The organism is Streptomyces litmocidini (assembly GCF_014649755.1).
GTDB lineage: Bacteria > Actinomycetota > Actinomycetes > Streptomycetales > Streptomycetaceae > Streptomyces > Streptomyces litmocidini.
On record NZ_BMTQ01000008.1, the window covers coordinates 306,905 to 332,626 of the forward strand.

Genomic DNA, 25,722 nt, shown 5'->3' on the forward strand with positions numbered 1-25,722 from the left:
GGTGAACGTCCCCCATCCGCCCGTCGGCCTCGCCGGCGCCCGGCACGGCGGCGCACCGGACCCGGTCGTCGCCGCCCTGGGCGCCCTCGGCACCGCGGTCGACTGCGCCGGCCCGCGCAGCCTCGCCCTCGAAGGCCCGCACGTCCTCTGGCTCGTCGTCGAGGGCGCCCTCGACCTGTTCGCCGTCGACGCGGCGCGGCTCGGCCCCTGGCACTTCCTGGGCCGCCTCGAAGCGGGCGCGCTGCTGCTCGGACCGGTCGACGGCCCCGCGCACACCCTGGTCGGCCGGCCCGCCCAGGGGTGTCTGTTGCGCCGTGTCGAGCTGCGCGAACTGCCGTACCCGGCCGGTCAGGCGCACGGCGGGGAGGGGCACGGGCAGCAGGGGTACGGGCAGTGGGCGTCCGGCGGCCAGTGGTACGGGGGCCGGTGGGGCGAGGGGCAGGGCCCGTACGGCACGGGGGCCGAGGCCCCGCTCAGCTCCCTGGAGCACGCCTTCGCGCTCGGCATCGGGCGCGGGCTGCGCGTCCTGTACCAGGCGGCCCTGGACGGCGGCCCCGGCGACGCCCCGGGCTCGGCCGACGACGACGTCCTCTGGATGCGGCTCGCTCCCGGGAGCGTCGCGTACGGGGCCGCCTGCGCGACGGGCCACCAGGGTCACGGGGGGTACGGGGGCGACGGCTCCGGGACCCTGCTCGTGGACCCCGCGACCTGGCAGGGCATGGTCGACCAGCAGTACCGGCTGCTCCACGCCCTGGGCGACTGGATCGAGCAGCTCGAACGCGACCACGAGGACCGCGCGGCGGCGGGGATCGAGGCCGGCCGAGCCGCCCGCACGCGGGCCGACCACGCCCTCCTCGCCTCCATGGGCCGCTCCGGCGGCGTTCCCCGGGGCCGGGGCGCCGACGACGACGCGACCTACGCCGTGTGCCGGGTCGTCGCCGCCGAGGCGCGCATCTCTCTCGCCGAGCCGGTCGACGCGGCCGTGGACCCCGGGCACCTCGACCCCGTCGAACGCATCGCGCTCGCCTCCCGGATCCGCACCCGCGGGATCCGGCTGGGCGACCGCTGGTGGCGCGAGGACAGTGGGCCCCTCATGGGACACCGCGCGGCGGACGGGACCCCCGTCGCCCTGCTGTGGCGGCGCGGCCGGTACGTGGCCTTCGATCCCGCCACCGGTGAGCGGGAGCGCGTCGGCGGGGCGGAGGCCGCGGCGTTCGCCCCGCGGGCCGTCATGTTCTACCGGCCGCTGCCCGACCGGCCCCTCGGCCTGCTGCGGCTGCTCCGGTTCAGCGTCCGGGGAACGCGGGGGGAGCTGCGCGACCTGCTCCTCGGCGGGCTCGTCGCGGTCGCCCTCGGCGCCCTCGTGCCCGTCGCCACCGGCAAGGTGCTCGGCGCGTACGTCCCCGCGGCCGAGACCGGGCTGATCGTGCAGGCCGGCTTCGCGATCATCGCCACCGCCCTCGTGTCGGCCGCGTTCGCGCTGCTGCAGAACACCGCGATCCTCCGTATGGAGGGCCGTGTCGAGGCCACCCTCCAGCCGGCCGTCTGGGACCGGCTGCTCCGCCTGCCGACGACGTTCTTCGCCGGGCGTTCGACCGGCGAACTGGCCGGTGCCGCCATGGGCGTCAGCGCCATCCGCCGGATCCTGTCCGGCATCGGCCCGGTGGTCGTCCAGGCCGGCACCGTCGGCACGGTCAACCTGGTGCTGCTGCTCGTCTACAGCGTGCCGCTGGCCCTCGTCGCGCTCGCCCTGCTGCTGGTCACGGCCACGGTCTTCCTCGGTCTCGGCCTCTGGCAGCTGCGGTACCAGCGACAGCTGATCCGGCTCGACAACGAGCTCGACAACCAGGCCTTCCAGACCCTGCGCGGGCTGCCGAAGCTGCGCGTGGCGGCGGCCGAGAGCTTCGCCTACGCCGCTTGGGCGGGGCGGTTCGCCCGGACCCGGGAACTGCACCGGCGCATCGGGCGGATCAAGAACGTCCTCGCGGTCCTCGGGGCGGTCTGCCTGCCGCTGTGCACGCTCGTGATGTTCGCGCTCCTGGCCGGCCCGGCCCGCGGCACCCTGTCCGCGAGCGAGTTCCTCACCTTCAGCACCGCCGTCACGATGATGCTCTCCTCGGTCACACAGCTGACCGGCGCGCTCCTCTCGGCCGCCGCCGTACAGCCCATGTTCGAACAGATCAGGCCGGTGTTCCAGGAGACGCCCGAGGTCCGCGGCTCCAGTGCCCCGCCCGGCGAACTGACCGGTGCGATCGAGGTCGAGAACCTGTCCTACCGCTACGCCGAGGACGGCCCGCTGGTCCTCGACGGGGTCGACCTGCGGGTGCGGCCGGGCGAGTTCGTGGCGATCGTCGGGGCCAGCGGCTGCGGCAAGTCCACGCTCCTGCGGCTGCTCATCGGCTTCGACCGGCCGACCTCCGGCACCGTGCGGTACGACGGTCAGGACCTCGCGGCTCTGGACCCGGCGGCCGTGCGTCGCCAGTGCGGCGTCGTCCTCCAGAACGCCCGGCCGTTCTCCGGCTCCGTCCTCGACTGCATCCGCGGTGCCGGCGCGTACCCGCTGGAGGACGCGTGGGCCGCCGCCGCGATGGCGGGCCTGGCCGAGGACATCAAGGCCATGCCCATGGGCATGCACACGATGCTGTCCGACGGCGGAGGCACCGTCTCGGGCGGCCAGCGGCAGCGGCTGATGATCGCTCAGGCACTCGTCCGCAGGCCCCGCGTCCTCTTCTTCGACGAGGCGACGAGCGCCCTCGACAACGAGGCCCAGCGGATCGTCATCGAGTCGACCCGCGCGCTGAACGCGACCCGCGTCGTGATCGCCCACCGGCTGTCCACCGTCATGGACGCCGACCGGGTGATCGCCCTGGCGGACGGACGCGTCGTCCAGGAGGGCACACCCGCCGAACTCCTCGCCGACACGGCCGGGCTCTTCCACGAACTGGTCCGGCGGCAACTGGGCTGAGGCTTCCGCGCCCGGTCCGCGGGAACGCCGCGCGGCCCCCGCGTGGCGAAACCGGACGGGCTGTCAGGGCGTGTACACGTACGACAGTGATCACCGCGGAAGGAAGCACCTTGCACTCCAACGGAACAGGACCGTCCCGCCGTACCGCCCTCGCCCTGGGCGCCGGCACGGCACTCACGGCCGCGCTCGCGCTGGGCGGAGGAACCGCGCAGGCCTTACCGGAGACGGGCGGCGTCGTGGCGCGGCTGCGACGCCTGGAACGGGAGCACACCGCACGGCTCGGCGTGTTCGCCCGTGACATGCGCACGGGCAGGACCGTGGCCCACCGGGCGCACGAACGCTTCCCCATGGCCTCGGTGTTCAAGACGCTCGCCGTCGCGGCCGTGCTGCGCGACCTCGACCGCGACGGGGAGTTCCTCGCCCGGCGCGTCCACTACACCCAGGCGTACGTCGCCAGGTCGGGACTCTCGCCGGTCGCCGGGCTGGCCGAGAACGTCGCGAACGGCATGACCGTCGCCGAACTCTGCGACGCCACGATCCGGTTCAGCGACAACACCGCCGGCAACCTGCTCCTCCAGGAGCTGGGCGGCCCCACCGGAATCACCCGCTTCTGCCGCTCGATCGGGGACCGCGTCACCCGGCTCGACCGGTGGGAGCCCGAACTCAACTCGGCGGAACCCTGGCGGGTCACGGACACCACCACCCCGTACGCCATCGGCCTCGACCACGCCCGCCTCGTGCTGGGCGACGCGCTGGAGCCCCACGACCGCGAGCGGCTCACCGACTGGATGCTCCGCAACACCACCAGCACCGAGAAGTTCCGCCGCGGCCTGCCCGCCGACTGGCTCCTCGCCGACAAGACCGGCTCCCCCCGCCACGGCGGCGCCAACGACGTCGGCATCGCCTGGCGGCCGGACGGCACGCCGATCGTCCTGGCGGTCCTCACCACGCAGCCCGAGGAGGACGCCCCCACCGACAACCCGCTGGTGGCCAGGACGGCCGAACTGCTGGCGGAGGCGTTCAAGGCGGTGACGTCGGCTCCATGAACGCCACCGGCAGGGAATCGCGCCACCTCGGCGTCCATGTCGACCGGACCGTCGACGAGGTCTACGCCTACGCGTCGGATCCGGCCAACCTGCCCGCGTGGGCGCACGGGTTGGGGAGCTCCGTCGAGAAGGTCGGGGACGAGTGGGTCGCGGACTCCCCGTCCCTGGGACGCGTCACGGTCAGGTTCGTTCCCCGCAACGAACTGGGGGTGCTCGACCACGACGTCACGTTCCCCTCCGGGGAGACCTTCCACAATCCGGTCCGCGTGATCGCCGACGGCACGGGAAGCGAAGTGGTCTTCACCCTCCGGCGACAGCCGGGGACGAGCGACGCCGACTTCGAGCGCGACGCGGAGACGGTCACCGCCGACCTGATCCGGCTCAAGGAGCTGCTGGAGTCCGCCCGGTGACCTGTCCGGCCGATCGTGTTCGGAACCGGAGGGCGGGGGCCGCGGCAGTCGCGGTTCCGTAGCCGGCCTTCCACGGCCCGAACCGTTCGGGCGGGTCACGCCGCTGCCGGGCGGGGCTTCTCCGCCCCGTCTCCACAGGGCGCACAGCCCCGCCCGAGCAAAGGCGAGTGCCGGCTCCGGCGGAGTCGCGCGGCGCGGCCCCCGGATCGGCACGGGTCGTCCTCGGCACCTCCTCGCAGGCGGCGGAGCTCGTCGGCCGGTACCGCCGGCGGGGCTGCGCGCCGATCGGAACGTGGCAGTGGGACGTCACCGATCACGACGGCGTCGTGATCGTGAAGAACCTGCCGCCGACGACGCCGTGATCTCCCGGACGAGTCCGGGGGCGTGATCCGGAAGACCCTTTCCAGGGCCCTCAGCGCAGCCGGCGCGCGCGGAGCACCAGGTCGTGGGTGTGGTGCGCGCCGGCTCCGCCGTCGGGTGCGACGCGGGGCCGCTGTTCGTCCACCTCCACCACCCAGTCGTCGTCGAGCAGTGCCGTGACCGTCGAGGGCCAGACGTAGTCGGCCGGGTCGAAGCCGCTCTCGTCCGCCTGCCGGGTCTCCATTCCGGCGTGGTGGACGAGCAGCAGCACGCCGCCGACCGCGACGGCCGAGATCAGCGCGCGTTCGGCCGCGGCGTCGGGTGTGCGCGGCAGGGCCGGGTACTGCGCGGAGACCAGGTCGAAGGAGGCGGGCGGGAGCTTCGCCTCCGCCAGGCCGGCGTGGACCCAGCGGACGGTGACGCCGGCGTCCCGCGCGTGTCCGGCCGCCCGTTCCAGGGCCACGCCCGAGACCTCGAGCGCGGTCACGTCCCAGCCGCCGCGCGCGAGCCAGACGGCGTCCGCGCCCTCGCCGCAGCCGACGTCGAGGACGCGGCCGGGGGTGAGCGCGGCGACCTCGGCCACGAGCGCGCCGTTGGGCCGGCCGCTCCAGAGTCGTTCCCGCTCGGCGTAGAGGTCGTCCCACTTCGCCCGCGCCGCGGGGTCTCCGAGGTATCCGTCGGTGGGCGAGGGGGTACGGGCGGAGGCGGGCGTTCCCGCTGCGATGTCGTCGGTCACGGATGCACCGTCGCCCCTCGCGTCCCGCCCGCGCCACTGCTGTTGCCGGTCCGGCAAAACGACGACGCCCCTGGTGACGCGGAACACCCGGTGACGCATCCGACAGCGGCGTTCCGGCGCGCGGTCCGCGCCCGTCGACGGAGGGGCACCGCCCGCGGCGCCACTGACGCGGCCCCAGGGCCACGGACCCGTCACGCCGCGCCTCCGGGCGCGCCGGCCGGTGGCCGGCGGTCCCGTGGGCGGCCGGCTCGCGCGCCGCATCCCGCAGGACGCGCTGCGCACGGCGTCCGGCTGGTTCGCGGTGCCGCGGCCGGTTCCGGTCGGCCGCGGCGGAAGAGCGGGCGGCTACAGGCTGAGCGCGTCCTCGGCGTTGTCCATCCACGCGGTGACGGAGGTCTTCTCGGAGACGTTGAAGCCGGGCGTCGAGGCCTTGAGCGGCACCTGCTCCAGGTCGGACTCGGTGTCCATGGTCATCGCGATCGAGGAGACCGTCCTGCTCTTGGCATCCTTCGGGCCGCCCATCAGCCCCGCGTAGGCGGACTCGCCCGGGGCGAGCCGGATGGCGTCCTCGATGCCGGGGGCGGCGCCGCGCTCCGTCGCCCGCCCGTCCAGGTCGCCGAAGGTCACGACGGGGTGGCCGAGCACCCGGCACGGCTTGCCGCTCCTGTTGGTGATCTTCAGCAGGTAGCTGCTGGTCGTGGACTCGGCCAGGTTCGCCGTGAACGTCACGTCGTACGTGCTGCACGGGAAGACGTCGTGGTCCGGATCGGTCGACGGCGAGACCGGCTTGGCGGGGGTCGGCACCTTGACCGGCTTCGCCGGCGTGGCGGGCGTGGACGGCTTCGACGACTCGGCGGGCGTCGTGGGCTTCACCGGCGCGGAGGGGGTGGCGGCGGGCGGCGTCGCGGCCGGTACGCCGGTGCCGCCCGCGGCCCCGTCCTCGGAGGGCCCGCAGGCGGTGAGGGCCAGCGCGGACGCGGCGACGAGGACGACGGCGGCTCTGCGAACGGAACTCATGGTGGTACTCCCCCCGATGACAACGCACGAACTGCGCTGAGGTGGACACCAGGCTCGCGCACCCGTTTCACGGTTCTGTGACGGAATCCCACCGAAATCACCACGGTGCGCCCCGGGAGTCCCGCGGGGACTCCCGGGGCGCACCGACGACCGCCGCCAGGTCGGCGCGCGGTCACCCGGCCGCGCGGAACGCCTCGGTCAGCCGGGCGACCGCGCCCGCCGGGTCGCCGGTGAGCAGCAGGTGGTCCGCCTCGGCGAACGGCTTCGCCGTCTTCTCCGTGACGTTCCGTCCGATGCGCTCCTGGACGATCAGCCGGGCCCTGCCGACGAGTTTCCGCGCCGCGGCGGAGTCTCCGCGTCCGGCCTTCTGGAGGGCGCGGGCGGCGAGCCCGATCGTCCGCAGCGCCGGCTCCCCTCCCTTCGGCGTGCCGTGGAGCGTGGTCAGGCCCCAGCCGTACGGGAACTGCGGGTCGTAGCGCGTGTCGCCCACGTTCAGCGGCAGCTGGTCCTCCGACCTCGGCCAGCTCACCGGGAGCCGGCCGGTGAAGGGCCGTCGGCCGTACAGGACGTCCGCCACGCCGTCGCCCTCCGTGCCGGGCAGCCAGGAGGCCACCAGGGCGTCGATGGCGGGCAGTCGGTCGCCGATGAGCTGGGGGCGTCCGGAGACGACGAGGACCGCGCAGGGCATGGCGGCGCAGACCCGGTCGACGGCCGCCTTGTCGGCCGTGCTCAGTTCCAGGTCGTGGCCGTTGCCGACGTCGCCCACGCCCTCGGCGTACGGGGTCTCGCCGACCACCACGACACCGACGTCGTGTCCGGCGGTGGGCGCGGTGGCGTCCTCGGACCAGGTGAGCGTGGTGCCGGGGGCGACGGACTTCCGCATCGCCTCCAGGATCGTGGTGCCGGTGGTCGTCCGGCCCGAGGCGCCCTGCCAGGTGACGGTCCATCCGCCGGCCTGGTTGCCGAGGTCGTCGGCGTCGGAGCCAGCGACGTAGACGTTCTGGTCCGGCTTGAGCGGCAGCACGCCGCCGTCGTTCTTCAGGAGCACCTGCGAGGCGGCCGCCGCCTCCCGTGCCACCGCGCGGTGTTCCGGCGAGCCGACGGCCGCCAGGTGGGTGGTGTCCGCGTACGGCTTCTCGAAGAGGCCCAGGCGGAACTTCTGGGTGAGGATGCGGGCGACGGCGTCGTCGATCCGTGCGGCGGGGATGCGGCCCGCCTCCGTCTCGGCGACCAGGGTCCGGGTGAACTCCTGGTAGTTCGTCGGCACCATGATCATGTCCAGGCCGGCGTCGACCGAGGTCCGCACGTCGCTCGGGTAGTCGCCGGGGATCTGGTCGATGGCCTGCCAGTCGCTGATGACGAAGCCCTCGAAGCCCATCCGGCCCTTGAGGACGCCGTTGATCATCTCGGCGTTCGCGTGCATCTTCACGGGTCCCCGGTCGTCGCCGAGGACGTCGAGGGAGGAGTACGAGGGCATGACCGTGCCCACGCCGTGCTTCACGGCCCCGGCGAACGGCGCGAGGTGCACGGCCTCCAGTTCCTGGCGGGTGACGCGGGTGACGCCCTGGTCGATCGTGTACGAACCGGTCGTCGAGGAGCCGAAGGCGGTGCCGCCGTCGCCCACGAAGTGCTTGGCGGTGGTCAGCACCTTGTCGTTCCGGTCGAGGTCCCGGCCGTCCGGCGCGCCCTGCATCCCGTCGATCACGGTCTCCATGGCGGTGACGAGCGCCGCGTCCTCGCCGAAGGACTCGTAGGAGCGGCCCCAGCGTTCGTCACGGGTGACGCACAGGCAGGGGGCGAAGTCCCAGGGCACGCCGGTGGCCCGCACCTCCCGGGCGGTGACGGCGCCGGTCCTGGCGGCGAGGCCGGGGTCCCGCCCGGCGCCGATCCCGATGTTGTGGGGCATGATCGTCGATCCGACGACGTTGTTGTGGCCGTGCACGGCGTCCACGCCGTAGATCAGCGGGATCTGCAGCCGGGTCGCCCGGGCGCGCAGCTGGTAGGCGTCGACCATGCGGGCCCACGCCTCCGGCGTGTTGGGGGCGGGGACGGAACCGCCGCCGGAGAGCAGGGAGCCGAGCCCGTAGCCGGCGATGTCACCGGGCGAGCGCAGGGCGTTGCGCTCGGCCTGGGTCATCTGGCCGGCCTTCTCGGGGAGCGTCATCCGGGAGAGGAGGTCGGCGACGCGCTTCTTCACCGGCAGGCGCTCGTCGAGGTAGGGCAGTCCGTGCGCGTCGATGACGACGACCGGCGTCTCGGTGGGTGCCTCGGCGCCGTCGACGGTCAGCTTCACCGGAATCGTCTCGGCCTCCTCGGCGGCCCGGTCCTCCAGGGTCGGCACGGTGATCGAGCGGGTCGTTCCGGACGGCGTGCCGGCGGGGAAGACGAGGCTGCCGGAGACCGGGGAGTAGTCCTTCCCCGGCTGGGCGGGACCGCTGTCGTCCGTCGTGTACGTGACGGTGACGGGCTCGCCGGTCGGCGCGGAGCCGGTGGTGGTCACGGAGACGTCGACGCGGGCGGTGCCGCCCTCGTCCACGGGGTGGACCACGGCCCCCGTGGTGACGCGGGTGCCGCGGGCGGGGTCCGCCTTCCCGTACAGCTCGACGCCGTCGAGGGCGAAGCGGCCGGGTGCGCCGGTCGGCAGCGTGAGCGCGTACCCCCACATGCGGTCGAGGCCGAGGACCCGGTCGATGCCGCCGACCGGCTGGTAGTCGGCGCGGTAGTGGAACTCGGAGAAGGGGATCTCGACGAGGTGCCAGCCCTCCCAGTCGTCGGTGAAGGAGGTCGTCCACAGTTCGGAGGCCTCGCCGTCCGCTCCGCCGTCCTTGATCTCGAAGCTGATCCGCTTCCCGGAGCCGGGCGGCAGGGGCGCGGTGTTCTGGCCGTACCACCAGAAGCGGATGCCCTTGTGGGCGGTCCAGTCCTGCGCGGGCCGGTCGAAGGCGAAGTCGTGGGTGAACCCGCCCCAGCCGCTGATGTCGTAGCGGCCTTCGAGGACCTTGATGCCCTCGGGGGCGTCGGCGCGCTCGACGAGGGTGAGCGCGGGGTGGTCGTCGGCGTCGCTGCCCCAGGTGAAGAGGCCCTCGGCGGGCGGTCCGGTGAAGGGGACCTCCCCTTCGAAGCGGTCGACGGCCCGGGGGGCCGGGTCTCCGTCGGCGCCGGCGGCGGCACTGGGCACGGCTCCGGCGAGCAGTCCGGCGAGGACCGCGGTGGCGGCGAGCGCGGCGGCGCTCGCCCTTCTTCGGTGGCGCGGATGCGGCATGCGGGCTCCTCGGAAGAGGGGTACGGGGAAGAGGGAGGTTCAGGACGGCCGGTGGGTCCACTTCTGGTTGGCGCCGCCCGTGCAGGTCCAGATCTGCGTGCGGGTGCCGTCGGCCGAGGAGCCGCCGGTGACGTCCAGGCACCTGCCGGCAGCCGTGTTGACGACGTCGTGCGTCCCGGGGTCGTACGACCAGCGTTGAGCGCCGGTCCCGTTGCAGGTGTGGAGCTGCACCTTCGTGCCGTCGGCGGTTCCGGCCCCGGTGACGTCGAGGCACTTGCCGAGGGCCCGGACGGTGCCGTCGGCGGCGAGCGTCCACCGCTGTGCCGCGGTGCCGTTGCAGCTGTACAGCTGGACCGGGGTGCCGTCGGCGGTGGCCGCGCCGGCGACGTCGAGGCACTTGCCGGCCAGGCCGGTCAGCGGACCGGTCGGGGCGCTCGCCGTCGTACCGGACCAGGTGAAGGTGGCGGTGGTGCGGGCCGGCAGGGTGTACGTGAAGGACTGGCCGCCCCGGTCGACGCGGAGGGACTGGGCGGAGGCGCCGCCGTTGTGGGCGATGAGCGCCTCGGAGCCGTCCGGGTTGCGCCAGGCCACGTTCGGCAGGCCGGCGTCGTCGGTCGAGGCGATGCGGTACGCGCCGGGCCGGACGAACTTCGTGAGGTGTCCGGTCGTGTAGTACTCGATCGTGTAGTCGACCTGCCCGGCGCGCGCTCCGCCCTCCTGCACGGTGATCAGCCCCGTGCAGGTGCCGCAGCCGCCGTTGTGCGGACCCATGTCCTGGTTGACGGCCAGGCTCCACTTGACCAGGCTGCCGCTCCAGTTGCGGGCGAAGCCGACGATGTCCTTCAGGTCCTCGTCGTGCTGGTTCGCGATCCAGGTCCCGCCGGAGTGTTCGGTGCCGAACTGGCGCACCGACGGGTACTGGGTGTGGACCTGGCTGCCGACGGCCGGGTCTCCGGCGTAGCCGTGCCAGGCGATGCCCCCGAAGAGGGGGTCGTTCCGCACGCCCGCGTCTGCGAGGACCGCGGCGCCGAAGTTCGCGTAGTCACCGTAGTTCCAGTCGTGCACGAGGACCTTGGTGGTGATGCCGGCCGCGCGGAAGGCGGGGTAGACGTGGTTCTTCGTGAACTCGACGAGGTCGGACGGGTTCCAGCTCATGCCGGGGTAGTCCATGGCGGTGGGGTCGGCCGCCCGGCAGCAGTTCGGCTCGTTCTGCACGGAGAGGTAGTCGACCTTGATCCCGGCGGCCTGGTAGCTCTGGACGTACTTGACCAGGTACTGGGCGTAGAGCGGGTAGTACTCCCCCTTCAGCCGGCCCATCTGGTCCATCCGGCCGTTGTCCTTCATCCATCCGGGGGCGCTCCACGGCACCCCCTTCACGCGGAGGGCCGGGTTGAGCTGCTTGGCCTGGACGGTCAGCAGCCGCACGTTCGCGTCGTAGCCGTTCGCGCCGAAGTCGGAGAGGTCGCAGCAGGTGTCGTCGAGGGAGACGTTGCCGGGCCGGGAGAGGTCGGAGGCGCCGATCGGGTTGCGGACGAAGGAGAGGCCGATGCCGTCAGTGGGTGAGAACAGCTTGCGCATGACCTCGTCGCGGGTGGCGGCGCTGACCGCCCCGCCGCGCAGGAGGTGGGCGGTGGTGTCCGTGAGGGAGGCGCCGCCGCCCTCGAACTGCTGGTAGGTGGTGGCCTCGTCGACGGCGATGGTGTGGCTCGCGCCGCCGCCCGCGGGGCCGAAGGCGGTCGGTGCCTGCGGGGCGAGTCCCCGGGTGACGGTACGGCCTCCGGCGTCGGAGGTGGTGGTCAGCCAGACGTCGACCCGCTCGCCGGCGGCCCGTGCGACGCCGGGGCCGGTCACGACCAGGCCGCTCGCGAGGAGGACGCCGGCGACGAGGGCGGCGAGACGGCGGGGGCGTGAACGGGTCCGCCGCGCGAACGACCAAGATCTGTAATGCACCTGACACGCCTTTCGGTGGGGGGCGTCACGGCGCCGCGGCGGTCCGGGCGTCCCGGGCCGCCGTGCGCACCGCAAGACGACAAGGCTTATATCAAGGTGTGAAGTTATGGAGGCGGCGCACCCCCGTCAACCCCCCGCGCGGTCAACTCCTGAACGCGGCCCGAGGGTTCGCGTCCGATGCGCCCCGGCTTCCGGCCGGCTCCCGGACCGGAAAAACCGTTCGACCGGTCCGACGCCTCCGCCCTAAGGTCGACGACGTGGCAACGAAACTCAACCAGATCATCGCCGTGGAGAAGGGCGTCAAGTCCCGGGCGCACCAGGACCTGACGGCGGCCCACCACGGTCTGCAGAAGCCCGCGTTGCTCGCCGGCATCTCCCGCACCTACCAGCCGAAGGACGAGGAGGGCGAGCAGCTTCCGCCCGAGTCGACCCTGGTGCAGGTGAAGGCCGAGGACGTGCTGCGCGACACCGCGCGGGCGCTGACCCGGCTCTTCGACGTGACGGCCACCAAGGACTGGGCGAACTGCGAGGCGCGTGCGGACATCACGGTCGACGGGCGCGTGCTCGTGGGGCAGGTGCCCGTGGCGTATCTGCTCTTCCTGGAGAAGCAGCTGACGGACATCAACACCTTCGTCCGCAAGCTCCCGGTCCTCGACGCGGCCGAGTCGTGGACGCAGGACCCGTCGACGGACGCGTGGAAGACCGAGGTCGTGCGCACGGTCCGGACGAAGAAGGTGCCGCGCAACCACGTGAAGGCGGAGGCGACGGACAAGCACCCGGCCCAGGTCGAGGTCTACTACGAGGACGTGCCGGTCGGTTACTGGACCACGGTGAAGTTCTCGGGCGCGCTGCCCGCGCGCCGGGTCAACGAGCTCCTGGAGCGGGTGGAGAAGCTCCAGCAGGCGGTGAAGTTCGCCCGTGAGGAGGCGAACAGCGCCGAGGTCACCGACCAGCGGGTCGGCGACGCCGTCTTCGGCTACCTCTTCGGGTAGCGGGGACACCACGGACTCCCCGGCCGCGGAACGCGGCCGGGGTGCGCGAGGAGCGCAAAGCTGAAGCTGAGCCTTGTCGTGACATCCGCGGTTCCGGTGGAGGTTCGAGTCCTCCTCCCGGCACTTCCCGCCGGGATGGCCCAACCAGGCAGAGGCAGACCGCGGTCAATCTCAGACTATTGCTCCAGACTCAGCATGCGCCGCTCATCGCCGGATCGACCGGGCCCGGGCCCTGGTGCGTCGAAATGCCAGTTCGAATCTGGTCCGCCGAGCTCGATCGGCGGTGGTCCAAAGGCAGGACGCGACGCAATGACGAATGACCCGGGTCCTCAAGCGTGCCGGCGTGTGATGTGAGCGGCATCGACAGGGTCCGGGGGCAGGCTACGCCCTCGGACCCGCTCCTTTTCCCGCCCGCTCGCGGGGCCGACTCGGCGGCGGCCATGGATCGCTGTCACACAAGCCTCCGGTCGAGCGTGGTCGCCCCGCCCATGTCCGAGTCGACGCGGGCGCCCCCATGATGCACGCCACACCGGCCGTCACGGTCGGTGCACCTCGCGTTCACCCCCACTGGAGGCAGTCGTCATGGGACAGCCGTATCCTCCCCTCCGCTTCACGAAGGGCCGCCGATTCGTCGCGGGCGTCCGCCGTCGGCTCACCGCCGCCGCGGGGGCCCTGGCCCTGGCCGGCGGTCTGGTCGCCCTGGGCCCGCAGGCCTCCGCCGCGGGCCTGACCCAGGTCTCCGGCTTCGGCTCCAACCCGGGCAACCTGTCCATGTACGCCTATGCGCCCGACGCGCTGCCGGCCGGCGCGCCGCTCGTGGTCGCCCTGCACGGCTGCACGCAGAGCGCGAGCGACTACTACGCGCACTCCGGCTGGCCGACGTTCGCCGACCGGTACGGCTTCGCGCTGGTCCTCCCGCAGACGAGCAGCGCCAACAACGCCAACTCCTGCTTCAACTGGTTCGAGCCGGGCGACGGCGCACGCGGACGGGGCGAGGCGCTGTCGATCAGGCAGATGGTCGACAAGGCCGTCGCCCAGTACGGCAGCGACCCCCGGCGGGTGTACATCACCGGTCTGTCCGCCGGGGGCGGCATGACCGCGAACATGCTCGCCGCGTACCCCGACGTCTTCGCGGGCGGCTCCATCGACTCCGGGCTTCCCGCGTTCTGCGCGGACAGCGTGTCCACGGCGTACACCTGCATGTCCGGCCCGCCGGACAGGAGCCCCGCGCAATGGGGCGCCCTGGTGCGCTCGGCCGCTCCCGCCGGCACCGCGTCCTGGCCCCGGGTGGCGATCTGGCAGGGAACCGCCGACACCACCGTCAGGCCGGCCAACGCCACCGAGCTGCGCGACCAGTGGACCGACGTCTGGGGGACCGGCCAGACGCCCTCCCGCACCCGGAGCCTCAGCGGGAGCGCCACGCTGAGCGAGTACGACGACGCCTCCGGCCGGCCCGCCGTCCAGGTCTACTCCCTGTCCGGCATGGCCCACGGCCTCGCGGTCGACCCGGGCAGCGGCCCCGACCAGTGCGGCAGCACCGGCACGTACTACCTGGACGCCGTCTGCTCCAGCTACCACACCGCGCGCTTCTGGGGCCTCGACGGCGCCGGGCAGGAACCCGCCCCCGGGTCCCTGCCCGCCCCCACCGGACTGGCGGTCGCCTCGACCACCGACACGACCGCGTCCCTGCGCTGGGACGCGGTGGCCGGCGCGGTCTCGTACGACGTCCACCGCGACGGCACGAAGGTGGGCAGCACGTCCTCGACCGCGTACGCCGACACCGGCCTCGCCCCGGGGACGGCGTACGGCTACACGGTCACGGCCGTCGACGCCTCGGGCGCGGCGGGTCCGGCGTCGGCGGCCGTGACGGCGACCACGACCGGGTACACGCCCACGTGCCACACGGCGAGCAACTACGACCACACGGTCGCCGGACGCGCCTACCGCAGCGGCGGCCTCACCTATGCCACGGGCTCCGGGCAGGCCATGGGCCTGTGGAACACGTTCACCGTCCACACCCTCGAGCAGACCGCCCCCGGGCACTACGTCGTGGCCGACTCCGGCTGCCCGGCGTGACGTCGCGTGCTCCGGCGCATTCTTCCGCGCCGGAGCGCGCTCCCTCTCCTGGCGGTACCACGTCGTGCGCTCGCTGGATGAAGTGAATCCGGGTGGCTGCGTGTTGGTCCGTTTATGTCATCGGGCACCTTCCCGTCAGCGGTTCTCACCGTTGAGAGGGACGACACGCAATGACGAGCCACGCTACCGAAGTCGAACTGGAAGACCTGCTCCGCCAGGCGCTGCACGCCACGGATACGGCTGCGCACTGGGCGGTCGAGGCGGACGAGATGTGGTGCCGGGTGGCGCCCGTGCCCGCGACGCGGCGCGAGCAGGGGTGGAAGCTGCACGTGTCGGCCACGGCCGCCTCCGCGCCCGAGGTCCTCGCCAAGGCCCTGGGCGTGCTGCTGCGGGAGAAGTCGGGCTTCAAGTTCGCCCGGTCGCTGGAACAGGTCGGCGCGCTGAACTCCAGGGCGACGCCGCGCGGGAACGCGGGCAAGTTCATCACCGTCTATCCGCGCTCCGACGCCGAGGCGGTCGCGCTCGCCCGGGACTTGCACGAGGCGACGGCGGGGCTGGCCGGTCCACGGATCCTCTCCGACCAGCCCTACGCGGCGCGCAGTCTGGTGCACTACCGCTACGGGGCCTTCGTCGGCCGGCGGCGACTGTCGGACAACGGTCTGCTGGTGTGGTTCATCGAGGACCCCGACGGCAACCCCGTGGAGGACAAGCGCACCGGTCAGTACGCGCCGCCGCCCTGGGCCGTCTGTCCGTTCCCCGCCTCGGTGCCGGTGGCACCGCAGGGCGGGGAGGCGAAGAGTCGCCCGGTGGTGCTCGGCGGCCGCTTCGCGGTGCGGGAGGCGATCCGCCAGACGAACAAGGGCGGCGTCTACCGGGGCAGCGACACCCGTACGGGCGCGGGCGTGGTGATCAAGGAGGCCCGGCCGCACGTGGAGGGCGACGCCTCCGGCGGCGACGTCCGGGACTGGCTGCGCGCCGAGGCCCGGACGCTGGAGAAGCTCAAGGGCACGGGACTGGCGCCGGAAGCGGTGGCGCTGTTCGAGCACGCCGGGCACCTCTTCCTGGCCCAGGACGAGGTGCCGGGCGTGACGCTGCGCACCTGGGTGGCCGAGCACTTCCGCGACGTGGGGGGCGAGCGGTACCGCGCCGACGCGCTGGCACAGGTCGCGCGCCTGGTGGAGCTGGTGGCGGCGGCGCACGCCCGAGGCCTGGTCCTGCGGGACTTCACCCCGGGCAACGTCATGGTCCGCCCGGACGGCGGCCTGTGCCTCATCGACCTGGAGCTCGCGGTCCTGGAGGACGAGGCCGCTCTGCCGACCCGGGTGGGAACGCCCGGTTTCAGCGCCCCCGAGCGCCTGGCCGACGCGCCCGTCCGTCCGACGGCCGACTACTACAGCCTCGGCGCCACCGCGTGCTTCGTCCTGGCCGGGAAGGTCCCGAACCTGCTGCCCGAGGAGCCCGTCGGCAGGCCGGCCGAGGAGCGGCTCGCCGCATGGCTCACGGCCTGCACCCGGCCGCTGCGGCTGCCGGAGGGCGTGGTCGACATGATCCTCGGGCTGATGAGGGACGATCCGGCCGAGCGGTGGGACCCGTCCAGGGCCCGGGAGGCGCTGCGGAAGACGGACCCGGCGGGGCGGCCGGGGAGCGCGGGGACGACCGCCGGGCGGAGACCGGGAGCTGCCGCCGCCGGCCCGGTGCCGGAGGACCGGACGGCGGACGAGGTGGTGTCCGGGCTCGTGGACCACCTCGTCGACTCGATGACTCCGGCGGGCGACCGGCTGTGGCCCGTGTCGACGCTGACCGGGGAGAGCGACCCGTGCACCGTCCAGCAAGGGGCGGCCGGGGTCCTGGCCGTGCTCACGCGGTACTTCGAGCTCACCGGCGACCCGCGCCTGCCCGGCCTGCTCTCCACCGCGGGCCGCTGGATCGCGGACCGCGCCGACGTCCGCTCCCCACGCCCCGGTCTGCACTTCGGCGGCCTCGGCACCGCGTGGGCGCTGTACGACGCGGGACGCGCCGTCGACGACCGGCGGCTCGTCGAGCACGCGCTGGATCTGGCGCTGGCGCCCCCGCAGGCGACGCCCCACCACGACGTCACCCACGGCACGGCGGGCAGTGGACTCGCCGCCCTCCACCTGTGGCAGCGCACCGGGGACACGCGCTTCGCCGACCTGGCCGTCGACGCGGCCGACCGGCTGACGGCCGCCGCCCGGCGCGAGCCGTCCGGAGTGGGCTGGGCGGTCCCCGCGGAAGCGGGTTCCCCCGAGGACGGCAAGCGCTATCTCGGCTTCGCCCACGGGGCGGCCGGCATCGGCTGCTTCCTCCTCGCCGCCGCGGACCTCTCCCGGCAGCCCGACCACAGGGCGACGGCCCTGGAGGTCGGGGAGGGCCTCGTGACCGACGCCGTGCGCATCGGCGAGGCGGCGCAGTGGCCCGCCCAGTCCGGTGACCTGCCCACGGCCCCGTACTGGTGCCACGGCTCGGCGGGCATCGGCACCTTCCTCGTCCGGCTGTGGCAGGCGACCGGGGACGACAGGTTCGGCGACCTCGCCCGCGGCAGCGCCCACGCCGTCGCGGAACGCGCCTCCCGCGCCCCGCTCGCCCAGTGCCACGGCCTGGCGGGCAACGGCGACTTCCTCCTCGACCTGGCCGACGCCACGGGAGACCCCGTCCACCGGGACACGGCGGAGGAACTGGCGGGCCTCATCCTGGCCGAGGGCACCCGGCGTCGGGGACACGTGGTCTTCCCCAACGAGTACGGGGAGGTCTCGACCAGCTGGAGCGACGGTTCCGCCGGAATCCTCGCCTTCCTCCTGAGAACCCTTCGCGGCGGCCCCCGGCACTGGATGGTCGAGCGGCGGGGCTGAGCGGCCGGGGCCGGGAGCCTGACACGCGGCGGCCCCGCCCCTCCCCACGACCCGCGAGCCGCTCCGGGAGCCACGACCGCGCCCCACGAACCACGAGCCGCTCCGCGAACGGGATCGACGCGTCCGCCGTCGCCCCGGCCCTCCCCCCTGCGGACATCCCCACAGACTCCCGGCATCCGGACGAGTCCGGATGCCGGGTCGAGCGGCAGAAAAGTGCTGCCGCCCCTCAGAGAAGGAGAAAACCATGGAGAACCAGGACCTCGAACTGCTGGCCCGCCTCCACGCCCTTCCGGAGACCGACCCCGTCGGCGCCGACGGACTGGCGATGGGCGAGACGTGTGAGTGCGTCGGCCTGCTGACCCTCCTCAACACCGTCTGCATCGGCATCAGCTGCGCCTGAGACAGGCACCACCATCCGGCCGGCGGCTGTCCCGGGCAGCCGCCGGCCGGAATCACGACCGGCACAGCGGCATGCCCCCGGCGTGGCCGGCCACGCCGGGGGCCGCCGAACCGGCGACCCCCCAGACGAGGACCAGACCCATGCAGCGACACGTCGGCGATGACGATCTCGCCCCAGCGGCCCTCAGGACGGCCGCCCCGGCGAGCCCGCCCGCACCGCAAGACCTTCCCGAGTCCGCGTACGCCATCCGCACGCGGGGCCTGGTCAAGAGCTACCCCGGGCCGGAGGGCACGACCACCCGCGCCGTGGACGGCCTGGACCTGGACGTGGAGCGGGGCGAGACCTTCGCGTTCCTCGGCCCCAACGGGGCGGGCAAATCCACCACCATCGCCATGCTGTGCGCGCTGGCCCGCCCCACGGCCGGCCGTGCCACGGTGGCCGGCGTCGACGTCCTCACCCAGCCCCGCGCGGTACGGCGAAGGGTCGGGATGCTCTTCCAGCACAGCGCCGTGGACCCGGACCTGACGGCCGAGCAGAACCTCCACATCCACGCGCGCCTCTACGGCCTCTCCCGCCGCGACGCCCGCCGGCGCACCGCCGAAGTCCTCGAGACGGCCGACCTGACCGACCGGCGCCGCTCCCCCGTGCGCACCCTGTCCGGCGGCATGCGGAGGCGCCTGGAGATTGCCCGCCAGTTGCTGCACGCCCCCGGCGTGCTGTTCCTCGACGAGCCGACCACCGGACTCGACCCCCACGCCCGGGCCCAGGTCTGGGAGCACCTGCGGACGCTGCGCGAGCGGCACGGCAGCACCCTCTTCGTCACCACGCACTACCTGGAGGAGGCGGAGAACTGCGACCGCCTCGCCATCATCGACCGCGGCCGGCTGGTGGCACAGGGCGCGCCCGACAGGCTCAAGGCCGCGATCGGGGACGACCTGGTCGTCCTCCGCACCGGCGACGACGCCGCGGCGCAGCAGGTCGTACGCCGCCTGCTGCCGCCCGACCGAGCCGTCACCGTCGACGCGGACGGCGTCTCCCTTCGGGTCCCGGGCGGCAGCGCCTGGATCCCCCGCCTGTGCGCGGGGCTGGAGGCGAGCGGCGTCGCGGTGCACGCCGCCTCCGCGACCCCGCCGACGCTCGACGACGTCTTCTTCCACCACACCGGCCGCAGCCTCGACGCCCCGCAACCCGGCCGGGCAGCCGCGCACGCCGCCACGGCCAGGACGGGCGGCGGCCGATGAGCGCCCTCACCTGGGAGTCGTCGGAGACCACCGGCGGCGAACGGACCACCCGATTGCGGCGCGAACTGCGTGCCGTCCACGCCCTGGTCCACCGCGACCTGTTGCGCCTCGCCGGCCAGCGCACCCACACGGCACTGATGCTGCTGCACCCCGCGCTCTACCTCCTCATCCTCGGAGGCGGGCTGGCCGCCCTCATCCCGCAGGCCTCCCTGGGCGTCGGCTACCAGGCCTACCTCTTCCCCGGGATGCTGATGATGACGGTGCAGACGCCCGCCATCATGGTCGGCATCCGCCTGATCACCGACCGGGAGAGCGGCTATCTGCGAGAGCTGTTGATGGCCCCGGTCCGCCGTTCCACCCTGCTCCTGGGGAGCTGCGCCGGCGGCACCCTGACCGCCGCCGTCCAGGGGGCCGTCCTGCTCGGCCTGGCCGGTGTGGCGGGCCTGCCCTACGACCCGGTCCTCCTGGGGCTGCTCCTCGCCGGGATGGTCCTGGCCTCCTTCACCGTCACTTCCCTGGCCCTGGCCCTGGCCGTGAGCCTGCGGAGGGCCGAGACGTTCCACACCCTGCTCGGTGTGGTGATGATGCCGCTGCTGTTCCTCTCCGGCGGCTTCTTCCCCCTCACGGCCCTGCCCGCCTGGGCCCGGGCGCTGTCCGACGTCAACCCCCTGGCGTACGCGGTCGACCTCCTCCGCCGCATCATCGCCCTGCGGGTGCCGGACCAGGCGGCCGCCGCGGGAATCGAGTGGGCCGGCCGGCAACCGCCCCTGTTCCTCGAAGCGGCCCTGCTCCTGGCCGGCGGCGTCGTCGCCCTGCTGTGGGCGACGCACCGCTTCAACCGCCCCGAGTGACCGGAGGGGTGGGTTCCGCGCCCCGTTCGGGAGCCGGGCCGATTGTCAGTGGTGGGTGAGACGGTAGGAGCATCCAGTCGGAAAGAGGGGGAAGCTGTCTTGTCCGGAACCCAGAACTACATCAACCACGTCGCGCTCGTGCTGGACGCCAGCTCGTCGATGTCGCACCTGAGCCGCAAGGTCGTGGAGGTGGCGGACCAGCAGATCGCCTATCTCGCCCGCCGGTCGAGGGAGTTGGACCAGGAGACCCGCGTCACGGTGTACGTCTTCGCCGACAAGGTGGAGTGCGTCATCTACGACAAGGACGTGCTGCGGATGCCCTCGCTGAAGCAGCTGTACCGGGTCGGCGGCATGACCGCGCTGCTGGCCGCCGCGCTGAAGTCGCAGCGGGAGCTGGCGCAGACCGCCCAGCTGTACGGCGACCACAGCTTCCTGACGTTCGTCCTGACGGACGGCCAGGAGAACGCCAGTCACCGCTGCCCCGACGCCCCGGCCGGCACCGCGCGTGAACTGGTCGACGCCATGGCCCGGATGATCGCGGCCCAGGAGGACAACTGGACCCTCGCCGTCCTCGTGCCGGACCAGATGGGCAGGCGCGAGGCCATGAACTGCGGCTTCCCGAAGGAGAACATCGCCATCTGGGACGCCACCAGCACCCAGGGACTGGAGGAGGCCGGACAGGTCATCCGCGAGGCCACCGAGAAGTTCATGGTGGGGCGCACCAAGGGCATTCGCGGCTCGCGGGCGGTGTTCTCCACGGGGGCGGAGGCGGTCAACGAGGACACCATCAAGGCGGCCGGCCTCACTCCGGTGGACCCGTCGGAGTACCGGCTGATTCCGGTGGCCCGTGACGCGGGGATCCGGGAGTGGGTCGTCGAGTCCGGGCACACGTACCGCACGGGCTGCGCGTTCTACCAGCTGAGCAAGCCGGAGAAGATCCAGGCGCGGAAGCAGATAGCGGTGCTGGAGAAGAAGACGGACCGGGTGTACACGGGGCCGCAGGCCCGGGCCCTGCTCGGCCTGCCGGACGTGGAGACGCGGGTCAAGCCCGACCACAACGACGACTTCACCATCTTCGTGCAGAGCACCAGCGTCAACCGGAAGCTCATCTCCCGGACGCGGCTCCTCCTCATGAACTGACGAGCCGCGGCCCGGCCGGCCCCGGGGTGCCGGCCGGGCACCGACGCCGTCATCCGGACCGGGCCGTCCGCACCGTCATCCGGACCGGGCCGTCCGCGCCGCCGCCGCCGGGCGGCGGTGCCCGTCAGGGGGACCTCGCTCCGACCGTCCGGAGGGCCCGGCCGTCTGGCGGACGACACGGAGTCCCGGGCGCGCCACGGCCCCGCGGCCGCGGGAGGGCGAACCGGGGGACCGTTTCGTACCCTGGCGGCATGCGCATGCGTCCCACTCTGAGCTGGACCCCCGACGAGGACCTGCCGCCGGCCACGACGGACCTGGGGCCGGTCCTCGACGCGCTGGACACCGGTGGGGTGCTGGTGCTCAGTGGTGCGGGGATCTCCACCGAGTCCGGCATCCCCGATTACCGGGGCGAGGGCGGAAGCCTCAGCCGGCACACCCCGATGACCTTCCAGGACTTCACCGGCAGCGCCCAGGCCCGGCGCCGGTACTGGGCGCGCAGCCATCTCGGCTGGCGCACCTTCGGGCGCGCGCTGCCCAACGCCGGGCACCGGGCCGTCGCCGCCTTCGCGCACCACGGTCTGCTCTCGGGTGTGATCACCCAGAACGTCGACGGTCTGCACCAGGCCGCCGGCAGCGGCGAGGTCGTGGAGCTCCACGGCAGCCTGGCCCGGGTGGTCTGCCTCTCCTGCGGCACGTACAGCCCGCGCCATGAGCTCGCGCGGCGGCTGGAGGAGGCCAACGCCGGCTTCCGGCCGGTGGCGGCCGGGATCAACCCGGACGGCGACGCCGATCTGACCGACGCGCAGGTCGGCGACTTCCAGGTGGTGCCCTGCGCGCACTGCGGCGGCGTCCTCAAGCCCGACGTGGTGTTCTTCGGGGAGGCCGTCCCGCCCCGGCGGGTCGAGCACTGCCGCGGGCTGGTGGACGAGGCGACCTCACTCCTGGTGCTCGGGTCGTCGCTCACGGTGATGTCGGGCCTCCGCTTCGTCCGCCAGGCGGCCCGGGCGGGGAAGCCCGTGCTGATCATCAACCGGGACCCGACGCGCGGTGACCGCCACGCCCTCGCCCGGGTGGCCCTCCCGCTCGGGGCGGCCCTCACCGGCCTCGCCGAGCGGCTCGCCATCCCCACCGGCGACCCGGCGGAGCTCGGCTGAGCTCGGCTGAGGCGCCGGAGCCCCGTCGGCCGGTGGAGAGGGCCGCGCCGAGGCCCCCGGCCGTGCGGCGGGGGCCTCGGCGCGGTCGGCAGGGCGTTCAGCCGGCCGCCGCGATCCAGGCGTCGAGCTGTTCCTGCGTCGTGGCCGGGTCGGCCACGAGTTCGGCCAGGGCGTCGTCGACGCGATGGCGGGTCGCGACCGCGGGGCACCGCAGGCACGCGGCGACGCCGGTCTGGGTCCACCACTGGCAGCGGGGCCGCAGGTGACACCGCGGGACGGAGCCGTCCTCACGCGCGACCGGCCGCGCCATGACGCGCTCGACCAGTGTGCAGTCGGCGCCCCGGCGGTTCACGCAGTCGCTCACGCAATGTGAGGCGAAGCGCAGGATGCGGCGCGGTTCGATGTCCGGGGGGACATCGCCGAGCACCTCGGACGCCGGCACCGGATCGGCCAGGTAGACCACGTTCCCGTCCCGCCCGGACCGTACGCCCAGGACGACGGACTCCGGGGTGTGCGCCTCGCCGCTGGGGCACCACGTCCGCACCGGTTCTTCTCCGCCCACGGTGGTCACCTCTCCGTCTCAGCAGGCGGTGCGGGAAGCGAGCGTCGCCTGGCCGCCGGTGTTGCCGCCGATCTCGGCGGCCCCGTCCTGCCGGTCCAGTGCGGCGGCGACCCCGATGCTCTCCTTGAGCTGGGCGACCGTCGTGATCCGGTCGGACCGGACCGGCGCCGACTCGCCCTCCGCACCGACCGCGGCCACCAGGCCCGCGGCCAGCAACGCGGCGGCCCCGGCCGCGGCCGCCCTACGCGTCGGACTCTCCATGACGTACTCCCGTCTCACGGTGGTTGGGGCTCAGGAGCGTAGGTGCGCCGGACGTCCGGGGCCGGCACTCGACGGCGGCAGTCGTGCGGCAGTCGCGGCCACCGGGGCCCCGCCCCTGTCGCGGCGGGTACCGCGAGGGCTTGCCGTCGCGGCAACTCCGTTTGCCATCGAGGGCGTTACGGGAGCAGCGTGCGGCCTCGCCGAAGGCCGCCGAGAGTCCGGACCCGCACAGGCCCTAACGTGGGTCCATGCTCACGACGACGCCGCGGGTCGAACTGCGCCCGCTCACCCGCTCCGACCAGGACGAGTTCTGCGCGCTCGTGCGGGCCAGTTCCGCACTGCACCAGCCGTGGATGCAACTGCCCGCGACGGCGGAGGCGTTCCAGGACTGGATGGGCCGCTTCGACGACGGGACCAACCAGGGGTTCCTGATCCGGGTCCGGGAGACCGGCGAGGCCGCGGGGACGGTCAACATCAACTCGATCATCCGGGGCCGCTACCAGGGCGCGTCCCTCGGCTACGCGGCCTTCGCCCCGTCCGCGGGGGCCGGGTACATGACCGAAGGGCTCGCCCTCACCCTCCGGTACGCCTTCACCGAACTGCGGCTCCACCGGCTGGAGGCCTGCATCCAGCCGGCGAACAAGGCGTCCCTGGCCCTGGTCCGGCGGCTGGGCTTCCGCTACGAAGGGGTGTCGCCCGCCTACCTCTACATCGACGGGGACTGGCGGGACCACGAACGCTGGGCGGTCACCGCGCCCCGGCCGTGGACGCCCGACCCCTCCCTTCCCGAGGTCTGAGCCGGCGCCGCCGTGACGTCACCCGGCGTCGGCCCGGGGGCGGAGGAACTCCCGGACCCCCCGCAGGCGCGTGGTCAGGCGGCGCCGGGTCGCGCGGCCGTCGAGGACGATGTGGAGGCCGCCGGGCAGGTCGGTGTCGGCGTGGCGGCCGGTCGCCAGCCGGGTCGCGTCGAGGCCGTCCCGCCGCGCGATGAGCGTGCCGAGTTCGTGGCGGGTGACGGCCTGCGGGCCGGCGAGGTGGAAGACTCCGGTCCCGTCGGACCGGGCGAGTTCCCAGAGCGCGGCGGCCAGGTCGCGCACGTGGACGGGGCAGCGGACGTCGTCGGTGAACAGGACCCCGCGACGGGTGCCGGCCACCAGGTCGTGCGTGAGGCGTTCGTGTTCGGAACGGCCGTCGCCGACGATCAGCGAGGTCCGCGCGACGACCGCGTCCGCGCACAGCAGCCGCACGGCGGTCTCGGCCGTCGCCTTCGCCGCCCCGTACGGGGTGACCGGTTCCGGCACGCACGTCTCGTCGTAGGGCTCGGGGCGGCCCGGGAACACGGCGTCGGTGGAGACGTGCACCAGCCGGATGCCCCGTCGCGCCGCGGTCCGGGCCAGGAGCACGCCGCCCTCGGCGGTGACCGCCCAGTCGGCCCCGCCGCTGCTCGCGTTGATCACCACGCGGGGATCCACCGCGTCCAGGACCTCCCGCAGGCGGGCGGGATCGCGCAGGTCCAGCCGGTGCCACGCCACGCCCGGGGTTCCGCCCGGGCGCGAGTGGAAGGTGGCGGCCGTGTCCCGGCCCGCCGCACTCCCCTGGCGGGCGAGCTCGCCGCCGAGGTACCCGCTGCCGCCGACAATCAGTACCGTCATGCCGCCCCACGCTACGTCGGCGACCGGGGCCCCGGATACGGGTCCGCTGCGTTCCCCGGCACCGGTCCCACCGTTCCGTCCGGTGTCACCCCTGCGGGGCCTCCCTCGGGATTCGCCGGACCCCCGCCCGGTCGGCGGTCTAGCGTACGGACTTGCCGGCCGCCCGACCGCGGCCGCACGAGGAGGATCCCGTGCCGTCGTCCTGCGACCCCCAGTACGCCCCCGCCGGTGATGTGGGTGCGGCGGTGATGCTGATCGACTCCCGGCTCAAGGCCATCTACGACGGCAGGACCGGGGTCGATCCCGAACGGCGGAGACTGGACGAGCAGTTCACCGCCTCCCTGGGGCCGACGGGTGCCCAGGACCTCCTGGACGGCGTGTGCACGATCATCTTCATGTACATGAAGTGGCTGCGGGCGGCCTGCGAGGAGCACGACAAGGACGTGGTCGAGTACGTCGTGCCCAACCTCGTGACCACGATGCTCAGGATGCCCAGGAACATCCGGCCCGAGGCCGTCCCCACCATGGCCGGTCTGGCCGTCGCGGCGGGCACCGGCCTCAGCCCGAGCCTGTGGCGCGCGCAGTACGGGGACTGGACCCTGGAGGAGATGAACGCCCTGGAGGCCACCGCCTTCCTCCTGGCGGAGATCATCAACCGGATCACCGAGGACCGCGACTTCGCCACCCGGCTGATCACCGACGCCCTGTCCGGCGCGGAGCGGGACTGACCTCCGGGCCTCACGTCCGGTCGGCCAGGAAGTCCGCCGCGAGCGCGGTCCA

The 25,722-nt window shown here is 73.7% G+C and carries 21 protein-coding genes and 1 pseudogene; 15 read left to right on the plus strand and 7 right to left on the minus strand.

The features are described from left to right. Position 1: 1 nt before the first annotated feature. The 4 genes from IE180_RS19865 (at position 2) to IE180_RS19880 (ending at position 4,783) form a co-directional block, all read left to right on the plus strand. Positions 2 to 2,965 (plus strand): NHLP bacteriocin export ABC transporter permease/ATPase subunit, encoded by a 2,964-nt coding sequence (locus tag IE180_RS19865; protein WP_190158228.1) that lies wholly within the window; start codon positions 2 to 4, stop codon positions 2,963 to 2,965. 110 nt (positions 2,966 to 3,075) lie between these two features. Beyond that, the gene (gene bla, locus IE180_RS19870) at positions 3,076 to 4,011 is read left to right on the plus strand and encodes a class A beta-lactamase (protein WP_229860642.1); all 936 of its coding nucleotides are present in this window, start codon (positions 3,076 to 3,078) and stop codon (positions 4,009 to 4,011) included. Further along, complete coding sequence (locus IE180_RS19875) at positions 4,008 to 4,421, plus strand: SRPBCC family protein (RefSeq protein ID WP_190158230.1); 414 nt, start codon at positions 4,008 to 4,010, stop codon at positions 4,419 to 4,421. The genes bla and IE180_RS19875 overlap by 4 nt, the downstream gene beginning before the upstream one ends. Before the next feature lie 167 nt (positions 4,422 to 4,588). Beyond that, positions 4,589 to 4,783 carry a hypothetical protein gene (locus IE180_RS19880; RefSeq protein ID WP_190158231.1) on the plus strand — a complete coding sequence of 65 codons (195 nt, stop codon included), beginning with the start codon at positions 4,589 to 4,591 and terminating at the stop codon, positions 4,781 to 4,783. 50 nt (positions 4,784 to 4,833) lie between these two features. Here IE180_RS19880 and IE180_RS19885 read toward each other — a convergent pair whose 3' ends face one another. From IE180_RS19885 to IE180_RS19900, 4 genes are all read right to left on the minus strand, one after another. Continuing rightward, positions 4,834 to 5,517 (minus strand): class I SAM-dependent methyltransferase, encoded by a 684-nt coding sequence (locus tag IE180_RS19885; protein WP_190158232.1) that lies wholly within the window; start codon positions 5,515 to 5,517, stop codon positions 4,834 to 4,836. 345 nt (positions 5,518 to 5,862) lie between these two features. Next, a complete protein-coding gene (locus IE180_RS19890) occupies positions 5,863 to 6,534 on the minus strand; it encodes a DUF4232 domain-containing protein (protein ID WP_190158233.1) in 672 nt (223 codons plus the stop codon). A 172-nt stretch (positions 6,535 to 6,706) separates the two neighbouring features. Then, the gene (locus tag IE180_RS19895; RefSeq protein WP_190158234.1) at positions 6,707 to 9,796 is read right to left on the minus strand and encodes a glycoside hydrolase family 3 protein; all 3,090 of its coding nucleotides are present in this window, start codon (positions 9,794 to 9,796) and stop codon (positions 6,707 to 6,709) included. Between the two features lie 39 nt (positions 9,797 to 9,835). Beyond that, positions 9,836 to 11,746, minus strand: a complete 1,911-nt coding sequence (locus IE180_RS19900; protein WP_190158235.1) for an RICIN domain-containing protein — start codon at positions 11,744 to 11,746, stop codon at positions 9,836 to 9,838. Between the two features lie 257 nt (positions 11,747 to 12,003). On the opposite strand from IE180_RS19900, the gene IE180_RS19905 reads away from it, so the two are divergent. From IE180_RS19905 to IE180_RS19945, 9 genes and pseudogenes are all read left to right on the plus strand, one after another. Continuing rightward, a complete protein-coding gene (locus tag IE180_RS19905) occupies positions 12,004 to 12,738 on the plus strand; it encodes a DUF7873 family protein (protein ID WP_190158236.1) in 735 nt (244 codons plus the stop codon). A gap of 35 nt (positions 12,739 to 12,773) precedes the next feature. Further along, positions 12,774 to 12,861, plus strand: a pseudogene (locus tag IE180_RS19910). Positions 12,862 to 13,320: 459 nt separating this feature from the next. Further along, positions 13,321 to 14,814 carry an extracellular catalytic domain type 1 short-chain-length polyhydroxyalkanoate depolymerase gene (locus tag IE180_RS19915; RefSeq protein ID WP_190158237.1) on the plus strand — a complete coding sequence of 498 codons (1,494 nt, stop codon included), beginning with the start codon at positions 13,321 to 13,323 and terminating at the stop codon, positions 14,812 to 14,814. 170 nt (positions 14,815 to 14,984) lie between these two features. After that, positions 14,985 to 17,681, plus strand: a complete 2,697-nt coding sequence (gene lanL / locus IE180_RS19920) for a class IV lanthionine synthetase LanL (RefSeq protein ID WP_190158238.1) — start codon at positions 14,985 to 14,987, stop codon at positions 17,679 to 17,681. 244 nt (positions 17,682 to 17,925) lie between these two features. After that, complete coding sequence (locus IE180_RS19925) at positions 17,926 to 18,081, plus strand: VenA family class IV lanthipeptide (RefSeq protein WP_190158239.1); 156 nt, start codon at positions 17,926 to 17,928, stop codon at positions 18,079 to 18,081. Between the two features lie 140 nt (positions 18,082 to 18,221). Next, positions 18,222 to 19,322 carry an ATP-binding cassette domain-containing protein gene (locus IE180_RS19930; protein ID WP_190158240.1) on the plus strand — a complete coding sequence of 367 codons (1,101 nt, stop codon included), beginning with the start codon at positions 18,222 to 18,224 and terminating at the stop codon, positions 19,320 to 19,322. Then, the gene (locus IE180_RS19935; protein WP_190158241.1) at positions 19,319 to 20,173 is read left to right on the plus strand and encodes an ABC transporter permease; all 855 of its coding nucleotides are present in this window, start codon (positions 19,319 to 19,321) and stop codon (positions 20,171 to 20,173) included. The genes IE180_RS19930 and IE180_RS19935 overlap by 4 nt, the downstream gene beginning before the upstream one ends. A 99-nt stretch (positions 20,174 to 20,272) precedes the next feature. Then, positions 20,273 to 21,313 carry a vWA domain-containing protein gene (locus tag IE180_RS19940; RefSeq protein WP_190158242.1) on the plus strand — a complete coding sequence of 347 codons (1,041 nt, stop codon included), beginning with the start codon at positions 20,273 to 20,275 and terminating at the stop codon, positions 21,311 to 21,313. Between the two features lie 251 nt (positions 21,314 to 21,564). Beyond that, positions 21,565 to 22,467: an NAD-dependent protein deacetylase gene (locus IE180_RS19945; protein WP_190158243.1), complete on the plus strand. Its 903-nt coding sequence runs from the start codon at positions 21,565 to 21,567 to the stop codon at positions 22,465 to 22,467. Positions 22,468 to 22,564: 97 nt separating this feature from the next. On the opposite strand, the gene IE180_RS19950 is transcribed toward IE180_RS19945, so the two are convergent. Together IE180_RS19950 and IE180_RS19955 are read right to left on the minus strand one after the other, a co-directional pair. Next, entirely contained in the window at positions 22,565 to 23,029 is a 465-nt protein-coding gene (locus IE180_RS19950; RefSeq protein ID WP_190158244.1) for a hypothetical protein, read from the minus strand. Positions 23,030 to 23,047: 18 nt separating this feature from the next. Further along, the gene (locus IE180_RS19955) at positions 23,048 to 23,290 is read right to left on the minus strand and encodes a hypothetical protein (RefSeq protein WP_190158245.1); all 243 of its coding nucleotides are present in this window, start codon (positions 23,288 to 23,290) and stop codon (positions 23,048 to 23,050) included. A 248-nt stretch (positions 23,291 to 23,538) separates the two neighbouring features. On the opposite strand from IE180_RS19955, the gene IE180_RS19960 reads away from it, so the two are divergent. Then, positions 23,539 to 24,087, plus strand: coding sequence for a GNAT family N-acetyltransferase (locus IE180_RS19960; protein ID WP_190158246.1), 549 nt, complete (start codon positions 23,539 to 23,541; stop codon positions 24,085 to 24,087). Positions 24,088 to 24,105: 18 nt separating this feature from the next. Here IE180_RS19960 and IE180_RS19965 read toward each other — a convergent pair whose 3' ends face one another. Next, complete coding sequence (locus IE180_RS19965; RefSeq protein WP_190158247.1) at positions 24,106 to 24,942, minus strand: SDR family oxidoreductase; 837 nt, start codon at positions 24,940 to 24,942, stop codon at positions 24,106 to 24,108. A gap of 191 nt (positions 24,943 to 25,133) precedes the next feature. On the opposite strand from IE180_RS19965, the gene IE180_RS19970 reads away from it, so the two are divergent. Next, complete coding sequence (locus tag IE180_RS19970; protein ID WP_190158248.1) at positions 25,134 to 25,670, plus strand: hypothetical protein; 537 nt, start codon at positions 25,134 to 25,136, stop codon at positions 25,668 to 25,670. The last annotated feature ends 52 nt before the right edge of the window (positions 25,671 to 25,722 follow it).